General features: G+C 73.2%; 15 protein-coding genes. 6 read left to right on the forward strand and 9 right to left on the reverse strand.

Going from position 1 to position 17,306, the window contains the following annotated elements; all coding sequences use genetic code 11:
• Positions 1–79: 79 nt before the first annotated feature.
• Together DTB53_RS34815 and DTB53_RS34820 are read left to right on the forward strand one after the other, a co-directional pair.
• Complete coding sequence (locus DTB53_RS34815; protein ID WP_042496903.1) at positions 80–766, forward strand: hypothetical protein; 687 nt, start codon at positions 80–82, stop codon at positions 764–766.
• Between the two features lie 329 nt (positions 767–1,095).
• A complete protein-coding gene (locus DTB53_RS34820; protein WP_012380411.1) occupies positions 1,096–2,685 on the forward strand; it encodes a DUF2637 domain-containing protein in 1,590 nt (529 codons plus the stop codon).
• A gap of 71 nt (positions 2,686–2,756) precedes the next feature.
• On the opposite strand, the gene lysS is transcribed toward DTB53_RS34820, so the two are convergent.
• Positions 2,757–4,529: a lysine--tRNA ligase gene (lysS, locus tag DTB53_RS34825; RefSeq protein ID WP_012380410.1), complete on the reverse strand. Its 1,773-nt coding sequence runs from the start codon at positions 4,527–4,529 to the stop codon at positions 2,757–2,759.
• 156 nt (positions 4,530–4,685) lie between these two features.
• Here lysS and argS point away from each other — a divergent pair, with 156 nt between their 5' ends.
• Positions 4,686–6,470, forward strand: a complete 1,785-nt coding sequence (gene argS / locus DTB53_RS34830) for an arginine--tRNA ligase (RefSeq protein WP_012380409.1) — start codon at positions 4,686–4,688, stop codon at positions 6,468–6,470.
• A 78-nt stretch (positions 6,471–6,548) separates the two neighbouring features.
• Here the strand turns inward: argS and DTB53_RS34835 are convergent, their stop codons facing one another.
• From DTB53_RS34835 to DTB53_RS34850, 4 genes are all read right to left on the reverse strand, one after another.
• Complete coding sequence (locus tag DTB53_RS34835) at positions 6,549–6,905, reverse strand: antibiotic biosynthesis monooxygenase family protein (RefSeq protein WP_012380408.1); 357 nt, start codon at positions 6,903–6,905, stop codon at positions 6,549–6,551.
• Positions 6,906–7,110: 205 nt separating this feature from the next.
• Positions 7,111–7,548: a GvpU-like protein gene (locus DTB53_RS34840; protein WP_003968361.1), complete on the reverse strand. Its 438-nt coding sequence runs from the start codon at positions 7,546–7,548 to the stop codon at positions 7,111–7,113.
• 89 nt (positions 7,549–7,637) lie between these two features.
• A complete protein-coding gene (locus tag DTB53_RS34845) occupies positions 7,638–8,846 on the reverse strand; it encodes a phospholipase D-like domain-containing protein (protein ID WP_003968360.1) in 1,209 nt (402 codons plus the stop codon).
• A gap of 350 nt (positions 8,847–9,196) precedes the next feature.
• The gene (locus tag DTB53_RS34850; protein ID WP_042496898.1) at positions 9,197–10,012 is read right to left on the reverse strand and encodes a GntR family transcriptional regulator; all 816 of its coding nucleotides are present in this window, start codon (positions 10,010–10,012) and stop codon (positions 9,197–9,199) included.
• 269 nt (positions 10,013–10,281) lie between these two features.
• Between DTB53_RS34850 and DTB53_RS34855 the strand changes: the two genes are divergently transcribed.
• Positions 10,282–11,466 carry an acyl-CoA dehydrogenase family protein gene (locus DTB53_RS34855; protein WP_012380406.1) on the forward strand — a complete coding sequence of 395 codons (1,185 nt, stop codon included), beginning with the start codon at positions 10,282–10,284 and terminating at the stop codon, positions 11,464–11,466.
• Entirely contained in the window at positions 11,463–12,005 is a 543-nt protein-coding gene (locus DTB53_RS34860) for a flavin reductase family protein (protein WP_012380405.1), read from the forward strand. The genes DTB53_RS34855 and DTB53_RS34860 overlap by 4 nt, the downstream gene beginning before the upstream one ends.
• A 20-nt stretch (positions 12,006–12,025) precedes the next feature.
• Here the strand turns inward: DTB53_RS34860 and DTB53_RS34865 are convergent, their stop codons facing one another.
• On the reverse strand, positions 12,026–13,489 hold the full coding sequence (locus tag DTB53_RS34865) for a helix-turn-helix domain-containing protein (protein WP_012380404.1): 1,464 nt from the start codon (positions 13,487–13,489) through the stop codon (positions 12,026–12,028).
• A gap of 229 nt (positions 13,490–13,718) precedes the next feature.
• Here DTB53_RS34865 and DTB53_RS34870 point away from each other — a divergent pair, with 229 nt between their 5' ends.
• Positions 13,719–14,438 (forward strand): DUF4232 domain-containing protein, encoded by a 720-nt coding sequence (locus tag DTB53_RS34870; protein WP_012380403.1) that lies wholly within the window; start codon positions 13,719–13,721, stop codon positions 14,436–14,438.
• A 242-nt stretch (positions 14,439–14,680) separates the two neighbouring features.
• Here the strand turns inward: DTB53_RS34870 and DTB53_RS34880 are convergent, their stop codons facing one another.
• The 3 genes from DTB53_RS34880 to DTB53_RS34890 form a co-directional block, all read right to left on the reverse strand.
• On the reverse strand, positions 14,681–15,247 hold the full coding sequence (locus DTB53_RS34880; RefSeq protein ID WP_003968354.1) for a dihydrofolate reductase family protein: 567 nt from the start codon (positions 15,245–15,247) through the stop codon (positions 14,681–14,683).
• Positions 15,248–15,374: 127 nt separating this feature from the next.
• Positions 15,375–16,346, reverse strand: coding sequence for an alpha/beta fold hydrolase (locus DTB53_RS34885; protein WP_052295628.1), 972 nt, complete (start codon positions 16,344–16,346; stop codon positions 15,375–15,377).
• A 67-nt stretch (positions 16,347–16,413) separates the two neighbouring features.
• Positions 16,414–17,058, reverse strand: coding sequence for a hypothetical protein (locus DTB53_RS34890; protein ID WP_106431777.1), 645 nt, complete (start codon positions 17,056–17,058; stop codon positions 16,414–16,416).
• Positions 17,059–17,306: the final 248 nt, after the last annotated feature.

Here is a 17,306-nt window from a genome sequence, read left to right on the forward strand (position 1 = left end):
CCAACCCTCTCCCCGTTCCGTTCCGATCGCCTCGGGCGCCGATACGCTCCACCGCGAACCCCGAGGAAAGGCAAGGGAATTGCGCAATCGAATCGCACTCGCCGCCGCATTGGCGACCGGTCTTCTCGCGCTCACGGCGGCCTCCGCCACCGCGGCACCGAACGAGGTGCGGACGGCGGCCTCCGGCGACGCCCGTGCGTGCGCGGACGTGAAGCTGTCCGGCGCCCTGCCCGTGCCGCCCGCGGGCATGTCCGTCCGCCAGGACGTCTCCATCGGCCCCGACTGCGCTCCGGTGCTCGGCCCCGCACGGCTGGTGGCGAAGGCCGGCCCGGCCGCGACCGCGCAGGCCGCTCCGGCCGCCGCCCCGGCCGACCGGCAGGTCCGCAGCTGGTCGGAGATGTACGACTGCTGCAACATCCGGATGACGGGCCTCTACACGACGTCCTCCTGGAGCTCCGACGGCACCGTGGTCACCACCTCGGCCACGGACGCGACCCAGCAGTGGAACCGTGAACCCTGGAACGCCGGCTGGTCGCTGAAGTCCTCGGCCAAGTCCGCCGACTGCGTGGCGAACTGCGCGGTCTCCACCAACGTGGCCAACGCCTCGTTCACCTACAAGGGGATCTTCGACCCGACGGGCAACGTGTACGCGAACACGCACCGCTCCACCGTGGCCCTCAAGGCCGACGGGACCGCGTCCTGCACCTTCGAGGTCGACCTGAAGAACACCTTCGTCGGCTGGAACTGGCAGCGCGGCTGCGAGTGACCCTTCGGCGGTGGCGACCCCCCAAGCCGCCACCGCCGAAGCTCCACCGAACCACCCCGAAGCCGCGGCCGAATCCGCGGCCGAAGCACCGACCGGGACCCTGCCGAAGCACCGCCCGAGCCCCTCGCCAAGCTCCGCCGAGGCCACGCACGGGCCCGGCCCGAAGCTCCCCCCGGACCTCGAAACAGCCCCGCAACTCCTCCCCCGCGTAACGAAACTCGCACACGTGTGCCAGGCTGTCCCATCGCCGGGCGTCTGAAGCCTGGCCGAAAATCAAGGTCGGCCGCACACGGCGGGCCCGGGTACAGGGGTCGGGGAGGGGATCGCGCGTGGCCGCGATGCAGCTGACACGCACGCACCGCATACTCATCGGGGTCGTCGTCGCCGGTGCGGTGCTCATCGCCGCGATCGGCTTCGCGGGTTCCTACGCCGCCGTGCGCGAACTCGCGGAGGACAAGGGCTTCGGCGAGTTCTCGCTGGTCTTCCCCATCGGCATCGACGCGGGCATCTGCGTCCTGCTGGCCCTCGACCTCCTGCTGACCTGGATGCGGATCCCGTTCCCGCTGCTGCGCCAGACGGCGTGGCTGCTGACCGCCGCGACGATCGCGTTCAACGGCGCGGCCTCCTGGCCGGATCCGCTCGGCACCGCGATGCACGCGGTGATCCCGGTGCTGTTCGTCGTCTCCGTCGAGGCCGCCCGGCACGCGGTGGGCCGGATCGCGGACATCACGGCCGACAAGCACATGGAGGGGGTCCGCCTCACCCGCTGGCTGCTCTCGCCGATCCCGACGTTCAAGCTGTGGCGGCGGATGAAGCTGTGGGAGCTGCGCAGTTACGAGCAGGTCATCAAGCTCGAACAGGACCGGCTGATCTACCAGGCCCGGCTCCAGGCCCGCTTCGGCCGCAACTGGCGGCGCAAGGCCCCGGTCGAGGCGATGATGCCGCTGCGCCTCGCGAAGTACGGCGTGCCGCTCGCCGAGACCGCCCCGGCCGGACTCGCCGCCGCCGGCATCGAGCCGGCCCTGCTGCCGCCCGTACCGAAGGCCGAACTGCCCTACGACCCCCGGCCGGAGCAGGAGCGGGAGCGGGGACAAGGGCAGGAGCAGGGACAAGGGCAGGAGCAGGACCGCGAGCGGAGCCGGGTGGACGGGCGCGAGCACGGGTACGAGCAGGCGCACGAACAGCGGGCGCCGCAGCAGGAACAGGCTCAGGCAGAGGCACACCCGCAACCACACCCGCACCCGCAACACCCACAGCCGCAACCACACCCGGACCCGCAACCGCAACCTCAGCCGCACCCACACCCGCAGCACGCGCAGCTCCAACTCGCCCAGCAGCAGGCTCCGGAGACCCCGCAGGTCCCGCCCACCCACGACAGCCCCTGGTTCGCGGCGCAGAAGCTTCCGGAGGGAGCGCCGCACGCCAGCGCGTACGACCCGCGGCACACCGAGGGCCTGGAGCCCACTCCGGCTGCTGTCCCCCTGGGCCCCGGCCGTACCCGCCCCCTCGGCGACGTCGGCACGATCGGCGCGGTCCCGCACCCCCGCCGTGAGGAGGCCCGTGAGGAGGCCCGCGAGGAGGTCCGTGAAGAGGTCCGCGAGGAGCCGCCCGCGGAGCCGGAGCCCGTACAGCAGGCCGCCGACGAGGAGCCGCCCGCCGTGCCCGCCCCCGGGCCCGAGGACGCGCCGCAGCTGGAGGAGTGGTCCCAGGAGGACAACGACTTCGCCGACCGCGCGTACGAGGAGTTCAGCGCGTACACGGACCAGGAAGGCCAGTTCCCGAACGTCGAGACCCTCGACATCCACCTGGCCGACCGGCACGACGTGCACCACCCGCGCTCGACCCAGCTGCTCCAGTACCTGATGCCGCAGTTCCGCAACCTGTACATGCAGCGCGCGACGGCCGACCAGAGCGCCTGAGCGACAGCCGCACAGCACGGCGGAGGGCCACCGCCCGGATTCCCGGGTGGTGGCCCTCCGCCGTCACGTCGCTAGGCGCCGAGCAGCCTGCGCACCCGGTCCGCCCCCACCGCGAGCAGCAGGGTGGGCAGGCGGGGCCCCGTGTCGCGGCTGACGAGCAGCCGGTAGAGCAGGGCGAAGAAGGACCGCTGGGCGGCCTTCAGCTCGGGCGTGGGCTTGGCGTCCGGCTCCAGGCCCGCCAGCACCTTCGGCACGCCGTAGACGAGCGTGGTGAGCCCGTCCAGCGACCAGTGCGTGTCCAGCCCCTCCAGGAGGAGGCGCAGCGACTCGCGGCCCTGGTCGTCGAGCGAGCCCAGGAGCTCCTTGTCGGGCTCGTCGCGGACGATGGTGCGGGCCTCGGCCGGGACCTGGGTGGTGATCCAGTTCTCGGCCCGGTCGAGGCGCGGGCGCGCCTCGTCCAGCGAGGTCAGCGGGTTGGCCGGGTCCAGCTCGCCGAGGATGCGGAGCGTCTGGTCCTCGGCGCCGGCGGTGATGTCGGCGACCGAGGCGAGCGTCCGGTACGGCAGCGGGCGCGGGGTGCTCGGAAGCTCCCCGGCCGCCGTGCGGACGGCACGGGAGTACGCGGCGGCGTCGGCGGGCAGCACCGTGCCGTCGGCGACCTTGCGGCCCAGCGAGTCCCACTCGTCGTACAGCCGCTGGATCTCCTGGTCGAAGGCGATCTTGAACGACTGGTTGGGCTTGCGGCGGGCGTAGAGCCAGCGCAGCAGCGGCGCCTCCATGATCTCCAGCGCGTCGGCCGGGGTGGGGACCCCGCCCTTGCTGGAGGACATCTTGGCCATGCCGGAGATGCCGACGAAGGCGTACATGGGCCCGATGGGCTGTACGCCGTCGAAGACCTCGCGGACGATCTGGCCGCCGACGACGAAGGAGGAGCCGGGCGAGGAGTGGTCGACGCCGCTGGGCTCGAAGATCACGCCTTCGTAGGCCCAGCGCATCGGCCAGTCGACCTTCCAGACGAGCTTGCCGCGGTTGAACTCGCTCAGCCGGACCGTCTCGGCGAAGCCGCACGCCGAGCAGGTGTAGTTCAGCTCGGTGGTGTCGTCGTCGTAGGAGGTGACGACGGTGAGGTCCTTCTCGCAGTTGCCGCAGTAGGGCTTGTACGGGAAGTAGCCGGCGCTGTTGCCGCTGCCGTCGTCCTCGGCGGCGGCGCCGGAGCCCTCGGCGGCCTCCAGCTCGGCCTCGTCGACCTTCTTCTGCTGCTGCGGCTTCTTGCCGCCCTTGCCCTGCGGGCCGCCGGCCGGGTCCTTCTTCGTCCGGTAGCGGTCGAGGACGGCGTCGATGTCGGCGCGGTGCTTCATCGCGTGCAGGATCTGCTCGCGGTAGGCGCCGGCGGTGTACTGCTCCGTCTGGCTGATGCCGTCGTACTCGACGCCCAGCTCGTCCAGGGCCGCCGTCATGGCGGCCTTGAAGTGCTCGGCCCAGTTCGCGTACGGCGAGCCGGCCGGGGCGGGCACCGAGGTCAGCGGCTTGCCGATGTGCTCGGTCCAGGTCGCCTTGTCGACCCCCGGGATGCCCTCCGGGACCTTGCGGTAGCGGTCGTAGTCGTCCCAGGAGATCAGGTGGCGCACGGTGTGTCCGCGGCGGCGGATCTCGTCGGCGACCAGGTGCGGGGTCATGACCTCGCGGAGGTTGCCGAGGTGGATCGGGCCCGACGGGGACAGGCCGGAGGCGACGACGACCGGTTTGCCAGGCGCACGACGCTCCGATTCGGCGATGACATCGTCCGCGAAGCGGGAGACCCAGTCGGTCTCGGTGCTGGTCTGACTCTCGGCCACGGTCGGCACGTCCTTCTCTCGTCTGTCGGTCCCAGTGGGTTGCCGACCATTCTCCCAGCTACCCCCCGCAGCGCGAAAACGGCTTTACCCCCCGTGGGATACTGGGGAGATCCCTTGGACACCCAAGAGAATCCCTCGTACCCCCTACGGAAACGGCAGCCAGACATGGCCTCGGTCCCTTCCCTCGCTTCCACGCTCCAGCAGCAGCTGGCGGACGCCCTGACGGCAGCCCTGCCGGATGCCGGCGCCGCGGACCCGCTGCTGCGACGTAGCGACCGGGCCGACTTCCAGGCCAACGGCATCCTGGCGCTCGCCAAGAAGCTCAAGGGCAACCCGCGGGAGCTGGCCGCCCAGGTCACCGCCGCCCTTCCGGCGGGCGGGCTGATCAAGGACATCGAGGTGTCCGGGCCCGGCTTCCTCAACGTCACGCTCACCGACCGGGCGATCGTCGAGACGCTGGCCGCCCGGGCGGCGGACGGCGAGGGCCGGCTCGGCGTGCCGTTGAAGGACGACGCCGGGACGACGGTCATCGACTACGCCCAGCCGAACGTGGCCAAGGAGATGCACGTCGGCCACCTGCGGTCGGCGGTCATCGGCGACGCCGTGGTCAGGATCCTGGAGTTCACCGGCGAGAACGTGGTCCGGCGGCACCACATCGGCGACTGGGGCACCCAGTTCGGGATGCTCATCCAGTATCTGATCGAGCACCCGGGCGCGCTGCAGCACGAGGGCGGTCCGGGCGACGGCGCGAGCGACGGCGAAGCGGCGATGTCGACGCTGAACCGGGTCTACAAGGAGTCGCGGGCCCTGTTCGACTCCGACGAGGAGTTCAAGGCCCGGTCCCGGGACCGGGTGGTGGCCCTCCAGGCCGGGGACCCCGGGACGCTGGAGCTGTGGCACCGCTTCGTCGACGAGTCGAAGATCTACTTCCACTCCGTGTTCGACAAGCTCGACATGGAGATCCGTGACCCGGACATCGTCGGCGAGTCCGGTTACAACGACATGCTGGAGGAGACCTGCCGGATCCTGGAGGAGACGGGCGTCGCCGTCCGCTCCGAGGGTGCGCTGTGCGTGTTCTTCGACGATGTGAAGGGCCCGGACGGCAACAGGGTCCCGCTCATCGTGAAGAAGACGAACGGCGGTTACGGCTACGCGGCGACCGACCTCTCCGCGGTCCGCAACCGGGTGCAGGACCTCAAGGCGGACACCCTGCTGTACGTGGTGGACGCGCGGCAGTCGCTGCACTTCCGGATGGTCTTCGAGACGGCCCGCCGGGCGGGCTGGCTGGGCGACGACGTCAAGGCCGTGCAGCTCGCGTTCGGCACGGTCCTGGGCAAGGACGGCAAGCCGTTCAAGACCCGTGAGGGCGAGACGGTCCGGCTGGAGGACCTGCTCGACGAGGCGGTTCAGCGGGCCACCGCGGTCGTCCGGGACAAGGCCGAGAAGGTGGGCCTGTCCGAGGAGGAGATCGTCGAGAACGGCCGGTACGTCGGCATCGGCGCGGTGAAGTACGCGGACCTGTCGACCTCCGCCGTACGGGACTACAAGTTCGACCTGGACCAGATGGTGGCGCTGCACGGCGACACGTCGGTGTACCTCCAGTACGCGTACGCCCGGATCCGGTCGATCCTGCGCAAGGCGGGGGACGCGGTCCCGGCCGCCCACCCGGAGCTGGAGCTGGCCCCGGCGGAGCGGGCGCTCGGTCTGCACCTGGACCAGTTCGGCGAGGTCCTCGCCGAGGTCGGCACGGGGTACGAGCCGCACAAGCTGGCCGCGTATCTCTACCAGCTGGCGTCGCACCTGACCACGTTCTACGACCAGTGCCAGGTGCTCAGCCCGGACAACGCCCCGGAGGTCGTCGAGAACCGGCTCTTCCTGGTGGAGCTGACCGCCCGGACCCTGCACCGGGGGATGGCGCTGCTGGGCATCCGGACGCCCGAGCGGCTCTGACGCCCCCCGCTGTACGCGGGTCGGCCCCGGCGCCCTTTCCCGGGCACCGGGGCCGATCGCGTACCGGAACGGAAGCCCTCAGGGTGCGGTGAGTTCCACGACGACGTCGTAGACCGCCGGGTTCGGGGTGACCGGCTGCTTCGCCCCCTCGCGCGCGGCCCGGGTCCGGGCGGAGAAGTCGGGGTCGGCGGTGGCGGCCTCCCACGCCTCCTGGCTCTCCCAGTGGGAGACGTTGACGAGTTGGAAGCGGGAGTCGGAGGAGCGGGCCCGGTGCATCCGCGAGTCGATGAAGCCCGGCTTGTCCCGCATGAGGCGGGCCCGCTCCTCCCACTTCCCGACGAAGGCGTCGAGTTCGTCGGCGGAGATCTCGAAGACGTTGATGAAGGTGACGGGCGATCCAGGGGTGCCGGCGGTTAAGCCGTTCTCTGCGGTCATGCCGAAACCCTAGGGCGTGTTCCGAACGGAGCGCCGTCCGCCCGGAGGGCGGGCTCCGCGGCGTCCGGTGCGGGCGGTCGCACGGCGGAGGGGCACCCCGATACCGGAGGTACCGGGGTGATCCCGACGACGCGGCGAGCGTGCGTGCCGGACGCCGCCGAGCAGGCGGGGCTCTCGCGACACGCCCCGGGAGCGGGCCGGCCGGCTACTGCGGGCGGCCCAGCGCCCAGCCCGACACGTCGGCGAGGCGTCCGCGCCACAGCGGCAGGGAGACCGGGTTCATGGACCCGACGACGAGTGTGACGTCCCGCAGGTGGATCCAGCGGGGCAGGCGGCGGGTCTCCGCGTCCTCGTCGGCGCGCAGTTCCCGTACGCCCTGGTCGACCGTCTCGGGGAACTCGGCGAGCAGGTTGGCCCCCTCGCCCTCGACCTGGCGCAGGCTCCTGGCCCATTCGGCCTTCCACTGCTCGTGTCCGATGACGTCCCCGTGGAGGAGGCCGCCGGGGTGCGTGAGGGTGAGGGGCAGGCTGGAGCGGGGGTCCTCGTCGAGAAGCTGGATGAGGAGCTGGAGCTGAAGGTCGGGCAGGGGTTCAGTGATCACCGCGGCGGACGGTGCCGGTGAGGTGTCGGTGATGGCGCTCATGGGCCCTTCCCTTCACATGGCGGACGGGGTCGTCGTCCTCCCCGCCTGCCCGCCGAACGCCGGAACACGCCCCCGGGGCGGGCGGTGCCTCAGAGGAAACGGCGGATGGGGACGACGGCCGCTTCCTTGGCCCGCTGGACGAGGTCGCGGCGCTTCCACCGGCCGCGCTCGATCTGCACGCTCTTCTCCCGGTCCTCCTCGAAGTGACCGTCGAGGGTGGCGGTGAAGTCCTGGTCGAGGACGGCGAGCATGACTTCCTCGTCGTGGTCGAGGGAGCGCCGGTTGAAGTTGGTGGAGCCGATGAGCGAGGCGACCCGGTCGACCGTGAGGGACTTCGTGTGCATCATCGTCGGCTGGTACTGGTAGATCTTCACACCGCAGGCGGTCAGGTCCTCGTAGTACCGCTGCCCGGCGAGCTGGCAGACCCGCTTGTCGGTGTGCGGCCCCGGCAGCAGGATCTCGACCTCCACCCCGCGCCGGGCGGCGGCGCACAGCAGCCCGGTGAAGTAGGCGTCGGGGGCGAAGTAGGCGGTGGTGAGGCGGATGCGCTCCTCGGCGGACTCCAGGACGACCCGGATCAGGGTCTGCATGTCCTGCCAGCCGAAGGAGGCGGAGCCGCGCACCACCTGGACGACGGCGTCACCGTCGTGCTCCTCCGTGACGAACCGGTCGTGCTCGTCGAACAGCTCGTCGTGGCACTCGGCCCAGTTCTGGGCGAAGGCGGCGGCCAGCCCGTCGACGGCGGGGCCGGTGACCCGGACGTGGGTGTCGCGCCACTCGTGTTCGTTGCGGGCGTCGCCGCACCATTCCTCGGCTATCCCGACGCCGCCGGTGAACGCGGTGCACTCGTCGACGACGAGGACCTTGCGGTGGCAGCGGTGGTTCTGCTTGAGCGGCGAGAGGTAGAGGGGCTTGCGGAACCAGGTGACGGTGACCCCGGCCTCGTCCATCAGGGCCAGCTGGTCCTTCTCGATGAGCCGCGACCCGAAGCCGTCCAGCATCAGCCGCACCCGGACCCCGGCGCGGGCCCGGTCGGCGAGCGCCTCGGCGAACTTGTGGGCGATGTCACCACGCCAGTAGACGAAGGTCATCAGGTCGATGGTGTGCTCGGCACCCCGGATGGCGTCCAGCATCGCGCCGAAGATCTCGTCGCCGTTGCGGAGCGGGAGGAGGGAGTTCCCCTCGGTGGCGGCGATCCCGATCAGCCGCTCCAGTCTGCGTCTGAGCCGCAGGGACCGCTCCTCGCAGGTCCGGGTGTCCAGGGCCAGGGGGTCGGGGGCTTCGGCGGTCGCGGACATGGGTCACCTGGGAGGGGAGAGGGCGGAGCGGCGGGCACGGAGGATCCGGGCGCACCGCGGCGGGCGGGGCGACTGTACTCCTGTGCGCATGCGGACGGAATCCGCCCTCCGCCCCGGACGCGTGAGCGCCGCCCGCCGCGTGCGGCGCCCCGCCGGCGCGCGCGGGGGGTGTTCCCGGGCGGGCGCCGGGGGTGTTCCCGGCCGGGCGCGGGCGGTGTTCCCGCCGGGTGCGGCTGGTGTTCCCGGCCCGCACGGGAAGCATGTCCGACCGGGCGCGGGCGGCCCTTCCGGCCCGTACGAGGGGCCACCTACGACCGGGCGCGGGCAGGGTCCCCGGCCCGCGCGGGGGGTCAGGGGCCGGGGGCGGGCCGGGCCGGGGGTGAGGGCGGTCCGCCGTCTGCCGCGTCCTGTTCGGCGAGGCGCAGCGCCTTGATCCGGTGGCTCGCGGGGCGTCGGCCGCCCTTGCGTCCGGCGGCCCGGTCCATCGCGGAGGGGACCACGTTGCCGGGTCGCCGCAGCGCGTCCAGCACCTCGGCGAGGTGGCGGCCCATCTCGGCCGACGCGGCGGCCCCGTCCCGATCCGCCACCGCGTCGCGGACCACCCGGTGGGAGGCCCAGCCCTCGGGCTCCGCCGTCATCACGATGGACACGAACGCCAGCATGGTCCGGTACTGGAGGGGCTCCAGCACCTCGATCAGCGTCGCGTGCCCCGACATCAGGGTCAGGACCCGCAGGAATTCTCGGTGCGCCCGGTTGGCGTCCGGCCGCGCCCCGCGCGCCAGCGCGTCGAAGCCCTGCTCCAGGGCCCGGTCCAGCTTGGCCAGTTGGTCCGCGTCGTGGTGCTCGGCGGCGCGCTCGGCGGCCCAGGGCTCCAGCCTGGCCCGCGCCTCCACGGTCTCCACGATCCGGTCGAGGTCCTCCGGCCCGAGGCGGGGGATGAACGCCCCCCGGTGCGCGTGCATGTCGATCAGCCCCCGCCCCGCCAGGCTGCGCAGGGCCTCGCGCACCGGCAGCCGGGAGACCCCGAGCGCCTCCGCCACCGCCTCGGTGACGATGTGCTCGCCGGGGCCGAGGCGCAGGCCGAGGATCTCCGCGTTGAGCAGGTCGAAGACGCGTTTCTCCAGCGTGACGGCCACGGGCGGGCGGGCGGGGCGGCTAGGCGGCATGGTCCTCAGTATCCGGTACGGGCCCGGTGTCACCCCGGCCGCCGAGGGCCCCCCGCCGCCGCCGGCTGCCACGCCGCCACTCGCCCCGCTGGGCCCACGCGCCGCCGCCCGGCCCGCTCGGCCCGCTCGGCCCGCCCGGCCCGCCCGGCCCGCCCGGCCCGCTCACAGGGTGTCCACCCGTAGTCACTTGACGAGAACCCCAATCGGATCCAATCTAACTATGGGTACCCTAACCACGTGGACGCCCGAGCAACCGAAGCAGGTGCCGCATGACCACCACCAGCGCTCCGACCCCTTCCGCACCGGCCGAGGGCCCCCGCCCGCCGCTGACCCACCAGGAGGCCCTCGCCGCCGCCCGCGCGCTCGCCCCCCGGCTGAGGGACCACGCCCCCGAGGCCGACCGGCTGCGCACCCTCCCCGACGCGGCCGTCCGCCTCCTCGACGAGGCCCACCTCTTCGACCTCCTGACCCCCCGCGGCCTGGGCGGCAGCGGACTCGGCTTCGACACCGCGCTCCTGGTCACCGAGGAGCTGTCCCGGGGCTGCGCCTCGGCGGGCTGGGTACGCGCGGTGATGGGCGGCACCACCTGGGCCGTCGCCCAGATGCCCCTCCGGGCGCGCCAGGAGGTCTTCGCCGCGCCCTCCACCCGCGTCGCCCTCCAACTGCGGCTCGACGGACCGCCCGCCGAACGGACCGCCGAAGGCTGCCTGTTGCCCGCCCAGCGCGGACGCTTCTGCTCCGGCGTCGACCACGCCGAGTGGATCCTCGCCGGGGTGAGCGCCCCGGCCGTGCCCGGGGGCGAGCCGGAACCGCACGTCGTGCTCCTGCCCCGGCGGCGCACCGAGGGCATCGACGACTGGCACACCGGGGGACTGCGCGGCACGGGCAGCCGTTCCTTCACCACCCCCGCGCTCCTCGTCCCGGAACACCGCGTCCTGCCCCTGAGCGCCCTCGACCCGGTCACCCCCTCGCCCCACGGGCGTCCGGAGACCGCCCCGTACCGGATGGCGTTCGCCGCCACCGGCACGACGGCCCTCGCGGGGGTCCTGCTCGGCACGGCACGTGCGGCCCTGGACGCCCACGCGGAGCACGGCGGCCGTGGCTCGGCCCTCGACGCGCCGGCCCTCACCGCCGCGGTCGACGCCGCCCGTGCCCTGCTCCTCGCCGACCTGGCGGCCCTCGCCGCCTCGGGCACCCCGGGCGGAAGTCCGCAGGAGCGGGCCCGCATGCGCCGGGACATCGCCTACGCCGGTACGCGCTGCCGCGAGGTCGTCAACGCCGTGTACGAGGCGTCCGGCGCGGGCGCGATCTACGACACCGCGCCCGTCCAGCGGATCTGGCGGGACGCCAACGCCGCCGCCCAGCACCCCGCGTTCGACCTCCGCCGCTGGGGCCCGCCCCACGCGGAAGCCCTGTCCGCCGCCGTCACCGCACCCCCGGAGGCATCCCCGTGAACACCACCGACACCACCGGCGCGCCGCTGCGCTCCGGGGCCGCCGCCCTGCTGCGCCGCACCCTGCGCGGCCACGCGTCGGGCGTCACCGTCATCACCGTGCCCGGCCCCGCCGGCTTCACCGCGTCCTCGTTCACCTCGGTGTCCCTGGAGCCGGCGCTGGTCTCGTTCTGCCTGGACGCGGAGATCTCCGCCGCCCCCGCCGTTCTGCGCGCCGAGCACTTCGCGGTGCATCTCCTGGGCGCCCGGCACACCGGCCTGGCCCGGACGTTCGCCCGTTGGAGCCCCGACCGCTTCGCGGCCCCCGGCTGGACCGACCACCGCCTCGGACCCCCGCTGTTCCCCTCGGCGGCGGGCTGGCTGGTGGCCGGGGTCACACTGCGGCAGCGCATCGGGGACCACTGGCTGATCGTCGGCGAGCTCGCGGACGCGGCGCCTCCGGCCGCCTCTTCCCCGGACCACCACGACGCCTCGGTCGCCGGTCCCCTGATCCACCACAACGGTTCCTTCGCCTCAGCCGCCCCGCTGCCCCCGGAGTGAGGGGCCCGCCGGGGCGCCCGTCAGGTCGCGGGCTGCCACCCGACCTCCTCGTTGCCGTAGACGTACTCCGGCCGCCCCTTCATCCCGCTGAGCCGGAACGGCTTCCCCCGGTCGTCGATCCGCAGCGTCCCCTCGCTCCCGCCGCTGGTCCACTCCAGCTCCAGGTACCAGCTGACGTCGTAGTTCACGGCCGTCATGTCGAGGTTGAACACCTCCACGTCCTCGGACGTCACCTTGTACGGGAAGTCCACGGCCGGAACCTCGATGTCCCCCTGCGACCCCGGCACCGGCCGGAGGGTGGGGTGCCCGGCGTCGAGGTGGGAGGCGAAGGTCTGGGGCGTGATCCCGCTGCCGCAGCCGTTGCCCATCAGATACGCCGACCAGGGCAGGGGGGCCTTCCGCGACACCACGCGGATGTTCATGCCCTTGAGGACCACCGCCTCGCGCGAGGTCCCCTGCACGGTGAGCTGGAGCAGCATGTTCCCGGCGTCGACCCCGCCGTACGACTCCGCCCAGCCTCGCCGGTCCTGCGGCGCGGGCGGCGGGTCCAGGCCGTCGGGCCCCTGGTTCACCAGATAGTGCTGGCCGCAGGGTTCGGCCCAGTTGTACGAGGAGATGCTGACGGCCGGCGGAGCCCCGAGCCCCGTACCGCCGCCGCTGTCGCCGCCACCGCTCTGCGCCTGCCCCGGTCCGGAGCCCGCCGGGGGCTTCACGGACGGCACGCCGGAGGGGGACGCGGGGGCGCTCGCCGAGGGATCGGCCGACCGGGGGCTCGCCGAGGGGCGGGGCGTGGCCGGGGCGGGGGCCTCCGGCGTCGGCCCGGGGTCTCCGCCCGCGTCCTCCACCCGGTCCGCGGCGCTCCCGCCGTCCTTGTTCCCCGACCCGACGAGATCGGCCGCGACGACGGTGGTGGGCACGAGGAGCGCGGCCACCCCGGCGGTCGCGACGATCACCCGCGTACGCCGGGAGAGCCGGGACCACCGGGAGCCCGGGGCCGGGGGCCGCCCGCCCCCGGCGCGGTCGCTCGCCGTGACGTCCGGCGCGAAGCCCTCGTCGTCCGCGGTGCGGTCCTCGCCCCCGGAACCCGTCCCTCCCGCAGCAGTCCCGGGACCCCCACCGACCCCGGAGGCTTCCGCGGGAGCAACGGCTTGCGCGGGAGCAACTGCGGGCTCGGCCGCGGGAGCGACCGCCCCCGCCCCGCTCCCCGCCTCCGCGCTCGCCCCCGCCGGAGGCCGCCGCCGCGCCGCGTCCGCCACGATCCACCGCCGGTGCACCTCCACCAGCTCGTCGCCCGACGCCCCGCACACCCGCGCGAACCGCTCCACCGGAGCGAACTCGTTCGGCACGGCGTCCCCGTTGCAGTACCGGTGGAGGGTCGACGTGCTGACGTGCAGCTTCCCCGCCAGCACCCCGTAGCTGCGCCCCGAACGGTCCTTCAGATCCTTGAGCAGAGCCGCGAATTCCACGGCCTCCGGCGTCGCCACGACGGCGTTCCCCTTCCTCGGGCGTCCCGGAACGGCGTTCCAGGGACGCGGAATTCCCGCAGGTCACCGTACGCGTAGACGTTCCAGCATCCCCAATGGTTCGACAGGCGTTGCGGCCGGAATCAGCCGTCCCACAAGCTCGGACCAGACCACGGCAACAGCAGCACCACAGCGGACCGGCCGTTCAACCGGACCGACACGTCAACCGATCACGGGGAGTACCACCGCCATGCGCACCAACCGCTTCCGCACCATCGCCGTCACCGCCACCGCCCTCGTCGCCGCCCTCTCGCTCACCGCCTGCGGCGGCGACGACAAGGCCATGGGGACCAAGCCGGCCGGAACCGCCGACACGGCGGCCCCCGCGGCGACGAGCACCGACGACAAGGCGCGGCCGGAGTCGGACGCGCCGGAGGCCGCGAAGCCCGAGACGCAGACCGTTCCCGCCGAGGGGAAGCACGCGGGCGGCAACGGCGACGGCGACAACCACGGCAAGAAGCCGGAGGCCGGGCCGAACGGCGAGGCCGCGGCCGAGATCCCGGCCTGCACGCCGAAGAACTCCACGGTCGAGGTCTCCTCGGTGAGCCGCCCGATCAACCACCTGCTGCTCACGGTGACCAACACCGGCTCCACCCGCTGCTCCGCCTACTACGCCCCGTTCCTCCGCTTCGACGGCGCGCAGGCGGTGTACCCGATCCTCGACGACAGCAAGCCGCAGGCGGTCGTCACGCTCGCCCCCGGCGAGGAGGCGTACGCGGGCATCGGCCTCCTCGGGGAGCCCGGCCAGAACGAGCCGGTCCCGAGCGACAACCTCGGCGTGATCATGGTCGACAAGAACAACAAGTCCAAGGGCGAGACCACGCTGAAGCTCCCGGCGGACACCGCGACGGACGGCCTCGGCTTCGTCACCTACTGGCAGTCGGACGTCGAGAACGCCCTGATGTTCTGATCCCCACGAGCCGCCCCGGGCCAGGGCCCGACATGCGGTGACGGTGCGCGACCCGTACACATTTCCCGTACGGGTCGCGCGTGCGTGCAGCGGGTCCCGGGGGAGGTCGCCGCCCACCCCGCCGCCGTCCACGTCCGTGGCTCCGAGGACCGTCGAGGGCCCGGTCGCCACCGTCGCGCCCACCGCCCGGTCGGCGTCGGCCGCCTACGCACCCACCGCCTGACCCCTCGTCACCGCGGGCCTCATGCCCGGACCGTCTCGTAACGGAGCATCGCGACTCCGTTCCCGAAGGTCCGGGTCTCCACCAGCCGGAGCATCTGCCGCTCCTCCGCGTCCCGGAAGAAGCGGCGGCCCCGGCCGAGGATGACCGGGTGGACGTAGATCCGGTACTCGTCGATCAGATCGGCCCGCCGGAACGACTCCAGCAGATCCGCCCCGCCCACCGCCAGGTCCCCCGAGGCGGCGTCCCGCAGACCGCGCACCTGCTCGGGGTCGACCTCGTGCAGCAGCGTCGCGTTCGGTCCCACGCTCTCCAGCGTCCGCGAGAAGACGAACTTCGGCACATCCCGCCAGATCCCCGCGAACTCGGCCATCGGGCCCTCGTTGGCCGGGTCCTGATCGGCGGTCGGCCAGAACTCCTCCATCAGCTCGTAGGTGACACGCCCCTCGACGAAGCCGCCCATCGTCCGGAAGTAGTCGTTGAAGTGCTGGTGCACCTCCTCGTCGACGGTGTGCCAGTCGATGTCGTGGTCGGGCCCTTCGAAGAACCCGTCGAGGGAGAGCGAGATGGACGTGACGATCCTGTTCACGGCGGCTCCTGCCGGATCGGCCCGGCCGACGGCAACGACGACCGGGCGGCGCGCAACGGGATTCGACGATAAGCCCGGGCACTGACAGCCGGGCCCAAGCCTCTCCCGCGATTCCCGGTGGATCGGGTCAGCCGCGCCCGCCCCCCTGCGCGGCCCCCGGCCGTCTCCCCCGTACGGTCCTGCGCCGGGCCTGCTCCTCCCGCCAGTCCCGCTCGACCGGCTCGTCCGGCCGTACGGTCTCCGCCAGCGACGCCAGGATCGGCTCCGCCGTGGCCCAGAGCAGCGCGCCGCCGACGCCCGGCACGACCGTGCGCCGCGCCCCGGGGATACGGGAGACGAGCCGGCGGCCCAGGTCCGGCGCGTGCGAGACGTCCTCCTCGCCGTACCAGACCTCGACCGGGACGGTGATCGCGCCGAGGTCGATGGGCCAGCGCCCCATCGCGAGCACGGTGTCCCGCGCGTACCCGGCCGCCGCGCCCTGGCAGAACGCCTCGTCGAGGGCGCGACCGTAGGCGGCGGCGAAGCCGGGGTCCTCGTACACCGCGAGGTCGCACGCCGGGCTCCCGGCCAGGACCATGCGGCGCATCGCGTCCGCGTCGAACCCGGCGAACACCTTCTCCGCCCCGGCCGGGTCCTCCGCCACCCGCGCGACCAGGCCCCGCAGATCGTCGGGCAGGGCGGCGGCGACCTCGGGATCCGCGACCTCGTCGGCGGGCGAGACGAGCGTGAGCGCGGAGACCACGCCGGCCGCCGCGCAGGCCAGGGCGAAGGGCGCGCCCTGGGAGTTCCCCAGCATGGCCGGAAGCGGACCCAGCCCGAGCAGCCCGGTCAGCTCCGACACGTCGTCGACGAAGTCGGCGAAGGTCCGGTCGGGCGCGGGCGTGGAGACCCCGAGCCCGGGGCGGTCCACCGACACCAGCCGGACGCCCTCCGTCTCGACGGCACCGGCCCCGATCCCGAGCCAGCGGCTGGTCGCGGCGCCGGGCGAGAGCAGGACGGGCAGGCCGTCCCGCGGCCCCCACTCGGCCCAGCCGAGCACCCTCCCGTCGGCGAGGCGCGTGGTTCCGAGGCGGGTGGGATCATCGACGTACAAACTCATGCCCGACATCATTATCCAGCCACCCCCGTCCTGCACCGGCTTTCGGCCCCCGGGCCGGTCGCGGCGCTCAAGAGGCTTGTCGCGTACCGCCGTTCGCGGGTACGTCGAGCACCCGGGCGAGCGCCTCGATGACGGGTTCGGCGTGGTCGGGCAGGTGCAGGCGGACCCACTCGGCGGCCAGGACGAGGAAGGCGGAGAGGTCCCGTCCGACCCCGTCCAGCAGCCATCGCAGCTCGGCCGCGGGCAACTCGATCACCGGGCTGTCGCTCTGCTCGAAGTCCACGACCAGCCGGACGGATTCCCCGGACCGTTCGACGACGGGGTCGGGGTCGTGCCCGAGGAAGGGCGACACGGCGCCGTCGAGGACCGCGTACATGCCGCGCCAGTCCTCCAGGCCGTGGCAGCAGCCGGGGAGCAGCGTGACCCCGGTCGCACCGTCCACGACCCGCAGGCCGCCCGAGACGAACGGGTCCTCGGACGTCAGCAGGCCGTGCAGGAAGGACGCGAGCGGGTCGGCCGGGCGCGGCGGGCGGTCGTCGCCCGCACCGGGATCGGGGTCGATGTCGTTGCAGCGGGCGATCAGCATCAGCACGGTCCCGACCTCGGCGGGGCCGAGGTTCCCGCTCAACGCCGTGAACCGCGACGACGCGCCCTCGGCGACGGGCCAGAGGGAGAAGCCGTCGGGTGCGCGGGTCTCCAGGACGGGCTGCATCACGATCATCCGGCCGAGTGTCCCGTATCCCCTTCCGCTCCGCACCTGCGATTTCCGCGACCGAAGTCGTCGCGCGCCGTCCGGCGGGCCGACGGTCGGCGGCGCCCCCGGCACCGTGATACCCCCCAGGGTATTTGACAAGCCGATCGAGGGTCCGTACGGTCGAAAGCGTTATACCCCATGGGGTATTTCTCGCGGGCCGGGATCCGCGGTCGTCGCCGAACAGGCCGACACCGGGTCCCATGAGC

The organism is Streptomyces griseus, from assembly GCF_900460065.1.
Lineage (GTDB): Bacteria > Actinomycetota > Actinomycetes > Streptomycetales > Streptomycetaceae > Streptomyces > Streptomyces griseus.

Coding starts and splice junctions, on each gene's coding strand:
- DTB53_RS34845 (WP_003968360.1), bottom strand. CDS start 8,846: ATGTCCGCGACCGCCGAAGCCCCCGACCCCCTGGCCCTGGACACCCGG.
- DTB53_RS34885 (WP_052295628.1), bottom strand. CDS start 16,346: ATGAGTTTGTACGTCGATGATCCCACCCGCCTCGGAACCACGCGCCTC.
- DTB53_RS34855 (WP_012380406.1), top strand. CDS start 10,282: ATGACCACCACCAGCGCTCCGACCCCTTCCGCACCGGCCGAGGGCCCC.
- DTB53_RS34840 (WP_003968361.1), bottom strand. CDS start 7,548: ATGAGCGCCATCACCGACACCTCACCGGCACCGTCCGCCGCGGTGATC.
- DTB53_RS34870 (WP_012380403.1), top strand. CDS start 13,719: ATGCGCACCAACCGCTTCCGCACCATCGCCGTCACCGCCACCGCCCTC.
- DTB53_RS34835 (WP_012380408.1), bottom strand. CDS start 6,905: ATGACCGCAGAGAACGGCTTAACCGCCGGCACCCCTGGATCGCCCGTC.
- argS (WP_012380409.1), top strand. CDS start 4,686: ATGGCCTCGGTCCCTTCCCTCGCTTCCACGCTCCAGCAGCAGCTGGCG.
- DTB53_RS34850 (WP_042496898.1), bottom strand. CDS start 10,012: ATGCCGCCTAGCCGCCCCGCCCGCCCGCCCGTGGCCGTCACGCTGGAG.
- DTB53_RS34890 (WP_106431777.1), bottom strand. CDS start 17,058: ATGCAGCCCGTCCTGGAGACCCGCGCACCCGACGGCTTCTCCCTCTGG.